The sequence below is a fragment of the Pseudaquabacterium terrae genome, from assembly GCF_013266755.1.
In the GTDB taxonomy this organism is placed as follows: domain Bacteria; phylum Pseudomonadota; class Gammaproteobacteria; order Burkholderiales; family Burkholderiaceae_C; genus Pseudaquabacterium; species Pseudaquabacterium terrae.
Genome location: NZ_JABRWJ010000035.1, coordinates 1 through 4,149, shown reverse-complemented (window position 1 = coordinate 4,149; position 4,149 = coordinate 1). Strand labels below are relative to the sequence as shown.

The window sequence follows — 4,149 nt, the reverse complement described above, 5'->3', positions numbered from 1 at the left end:
AACCCTTCGGTCAACGCGACGTCCACCAGCTACGCGCCAGGGCCGCGAGGCACCCAGGCATATCATGTGCCTCGCGGCCCTGGCGCTCCGCTGGCGGCCGCGCGTTACCTCAAACGTTAGGCCCCGGCACAGTGAATACCAACCGCGCCTCCGACGACGGCCGAGCGTCGAAGCAAAGAGCCAACAGCCAAAAGACACGTGGTCGTCGGCAAGGCCGGAGACGAGAAATGAAGCGGCGAGTCCTGAGCGGGCTGTCCGTCCTCCGGCGGCCAGCGGACGTATCCGGCTCCTCGAAGCAGGAAGAAGACAAGAACACCAAAGAAGACCGGAAAGCCGATCTCGCATGCGCAAGGCTTCTTGCGCGCTGCGACGTACCCGCGGGCCTGAGGGCCAAGTCAGGAGACCCGGCACGCATGCGTCTGTGCACCAAGGGCACCGTCAGTGTGGCTTCGTCACCAGTAGGGTTCTCGGCCCTCCTTCGCTTCGCTCACCTCTCTTGGCCTAACCCTTCGGTCGAGGCGACGTCCACCAGCTACGCGCCAGGGCCGCGAGGCTCCAAGGCATATCATCCGCCTCGCGGCCCTGGCGCTCCGCTGGCGGCCGCGCCTCACCTCAAACGTTAGGCCTCTCATGCGCATTGCGACCGCCGTACTCACATGCTTCTGTCTCCTTGCAAATGCGTTCGGCAATGAGACGCTCATCGAAGGCGGCCTGTATTCGACAAGGAACGAGAACGGCACCTACTCGGTGCTAAAGATTCTCAAGCTCGATCCAGAAGGTGTACATGTCAGGCTGTACAGCAATCAGTTTCCCGAGCATCCAGCGAAGCTCGATACCTCGTCGTTGTACATGGCCGGCATGAATCGAAAAGCGGACGAATCGCTTGGGATGGGTCACGCCCCTATCAGCAGAAAGGCGTTCACAACTTGGGGCGTGAAGTTCATCAAAGTGGTTCCTGTGGAAGGCCAAGAGCTGGAGGGGTATCCCATGTGGCAGGAGGCGAGCGGTGGCTACTTCTAAGGAGAGGCCTAACCCTTCGGTCAACGCGACGTCCACCAGCTACGCGCCAGGGCCGCGAGGCACCCAGGCATATCATCTGCCTCGCGGCCCTGGCGCTCCACTGGCGGCCGCGCGTTACCTCAAACGTTAGGCCTCATGAATCCCCTTCAGTCACTACACGTCGATGGCAAACCAAGAGTGTTGACCACGTTCGCTGTGCCAGAGATGGATTTGAGTTCATCTCGCTCGACGATGGCCAAGCACTCTTTCATTGTGACTGCGAAGGCGATCGAATTGATCCAGTATCTTGAGCCTGCCTACTCAGCATGGGTAGAAGAATCAAGAGCAGATGATGAAGACTGTGGGGGACCTCAGGATGAACTCGCAGTAGCTGGATATCCCAGCCTGGAGCAGGTACTCGAAGTTCCCCACCTCCTTAGCCTCGTAGTGGGCCATTACCTTCTGCGAGAGTTACTGACAAGGCTCACGTGGGACGGTTCAAGTCCAATCGAGTATTGGTTTGATCAAGTGACTGAATGTCGCCTCCATGAGCAAGTCGTCCAGATTTCAGGCGTTTGCTATAGCCGCGTGGCCGCATGAGGCCTAACCCTTCGGTCAACGCGACGTCCACCAGCTACGCGCCAGGGCCGCGAGGCACCCAGGCATATCATGTGCCTCGCGGCCCTGGCGCTCCGCCGGCGGCCGCGCGTTACCTCAAACGTTAGGCCTCGGGGAAGTCCTGCATGTCAATGCCGCACCGCTTTGCAAGCACCGAGCATAAGCTTGCGGGTATCGGAGCGCAGAGCAACATCGTGCCCTGCCAACAGCGCTTACGCGCAAGCGTGCTGCGCCGCGCAGTCAGTCCGTCGCAGGGCGCGCAAGCGCGCCAAGGGTCCGAGCGCCATGGCAAGTACGCGGCCGCTTGTGACTCAATGCAGGCGCTTCTTGCCGGGGAGCTGAAGACATGCGTGAGAACACGATCCCATCCTTCGCCAACCGCGACTTCGATGAAGTCAGTGCAAAGACATGATCGGCCGGTTCTGCTCCCCGGTTGTGCCCATGGCAGCGCAGCATAGAGGTTCGCGTCGGCTTGTCTCTGGCATCGTGCGGCGTTGGGAAGTCCGGCTCGGTTCAGGTCCAAATCCGCGGCCTAACTCATCGGTCAACGCGACGGCCACCAGCTACGCGCCAGGGCCGCGAGGCACCCAGGCATATCATGTTCCTCGCGGCCCTGGCGCTCCGCTGGCGGCCGCGCGTTACCTCAAACGTTAGGCCTGCGCAGAACCGTCTGGACTCGTCGCTGTTGCAGAATCACCGGCAATGAAGGTCGCCCAGGTCCGTCGCCACGCGTTGTCTCTGCCCGAGGTCACGGAGGCTCCTCATTTTCAGTATTCCTCCTTCCGCGTTCGAGGGAAGATCTTCGTCACGGTGCCGCCCGACGAAGAACACATCCATGTCTTCGTTCCCGAGCAAGAAAGAGAAATTGCGCTGGCTTTGGAACCAGAGTGCCTGGAAAAACTGCACTGGGGCGGAAAGGTGGTTGGCCTACGCGTTCTTCTGAATCAAGCCAAACCTGCTCAAGTCAATCGGCTCATCAGTCAAGCTTGGGCGAGTAAGGCGCCGAAGAAGCTCGTTGCCGTGGCTGAATCGAGCAGAGTCACAAAGCAATGAAGCCCGCTCGCGAGCGCAGGCCTAACCCTTCCATCGAGGGGACGTCCACAAGCAAGCTTCGCTTGCTTGCGGCCGCCCCTCATGTCAAACGTTAGGTGTCCGTCGAAGTGCACCACTTGCGCAGGTCTCGTTCAGCGCACCTTCTCCGGCGAGCACGATCGGGCGCGCTCTGGAAGCGAAGACATCGTTCGCCGTTGTGCCCTGGCAGAAACACAAAGCCATTGGCTGCATGCGCAGTCCACCGCGCGCCCTTCGGGCGATTGCAGTTCTGGAACCGAAAGCCGCACTGCCGCTCACCAAGGTCCGTCGCTCGTCATGGCCGCTCATCTCGAAGTCCAGGAATGCCCGCTCGGGCTCTGGCAACGCGCGCGCCTGCGCCGTTCAAGTTCTGGTCTGCGCATCATCGTCATCCGTCCTTCTGGCATCGGTGCCCAAGACCCGCAGCCACCTAACCCTTCGGTCAACGCGACGTCCACCAGCTACGCGCCAGGGCCGCGAGGCACCCAGGCATATCATCTGCCTCGCGGCCCTGGCGCTCCGCTGGCGGCCGCGCGTTACCTCAAACGTTAGGCGTCATGGCCAGGTCGAGCGCGAGCGATCCGCGCGTCTTGCGAGCGTCGAGCATGAACACTAGTGCCGCCTCGGCGAAGTATCCCGTGTACTCGAAGGTCGAACAGCCGAACTCATCTGCACCGCGGCCGTCCCAGGCACGTTCGCTGAGGCGCCCTGGCAAGCAGGACGGGCCCGGCCCTGGCAACACTTCACATCAGCCGAACTTCAAGCCGAACACCGTAGCCCGGCACTTCGTCGCTCGGCCCTGGCAAGCATGAAGAACCATGGCTCTGGCCGCACATCTGCCATGCAGCCCTTCATGCAGGTCGTTCCCCTGCGGTCGTGCTCAGCGTCTCTGCCGCTCACAATGACGCCTAACCCTTCGGTCAACGCGACGTCCACCAGCTGCGCGCCAGGGCCGCGAGGCACCCAGGCATATCATGTGCCTCGCGGCCCTGGCACTCCGCTGGCGGCCGCGCGTTACCTCAAACGTTAGGTGTCCGTCGAAGTGCGCCACTTGCGAAGCTTCATTCAGCCCACCTTCGCCGGCGAGCGCGATCGGAGTTGCGCTCTGGAAGCGAAGACATCGTTCGTCGTGATGCCCTGGCAGAAACACAAATTCATTGGCTGCATGCGCAGTCCATTACGCGCCCTCCGGGCGTTTGCAGTTCAGGAACCGAAGCGCGCACTGCGGTTCACCAATGTCCCTCGCATGTGTTGGCCGCTCATCTCGAACTCCAGCAATGCCCGCCTGAGCTCTGGCAGCGCGCCACATCTGCGCCGTTCAGTTCCGGTCTGCGCATCATCGTCATCCGTCCTTCTGGCATCGTTGCCCAAGACCCGCAGCCACCTAACCCTTCGGTCAACGCGACGTCCACCAGCTACGCGCCAGGGCCGCGAGGCACCCAGGCATATCATGTGCCTCGC

Annotated in this window: 2 protein-coding genes; both read left to right on the top strand. The window is 61.7% G+C overall.

Annotated elements, in window-relative coordinates:
* Positions 1 to 630: 630 nt before the first annotated feature.
* Entirely contained in the window at positions 631 to 1,020 is a 390-nt protein-coding gene (locus HLB44_RS36510; RefSeq protein ID WP_173135758.1) for a hypothetical protein, read from the top strand.
* A gap of 1,299 nt (positions 1,021 to 2,319) precedes the next feature.
* Positions 2,320 to 2,670 carry an MmcQ/YjbR family DNA-binding protein gene (locus tag HLB44_RS36505; protein WP_173135756.1) on the top strand — a complete coding sequence of 117 codons (351 nt, stop codon included), beginning with the start codon at positions 2,320 to 2,322 and terminating at the stop codon, positions 2,668 to 2,670.
* Positions 2,671 to 4,149 lie beyond the last annotated feature (1,479 nt).

Bases quoted from the DNA above. Each gene is read 5' to 3' on its own strand.
- HLB44_RS36510 (WP_173135758.1), top strand. From the start codon at position 631: ATGCGCATTGCGACCGCCGTACTCACATGCTTCTGTCTCCTTGCAAAT.
- HLB44_RS36505 (WP_173135756.1), top strand. From the start codon at position 2,320: ATGAAGGTCGCCCAGGTCCGTCGCCACGCGTTGTCTCTGCCCGAGGTC.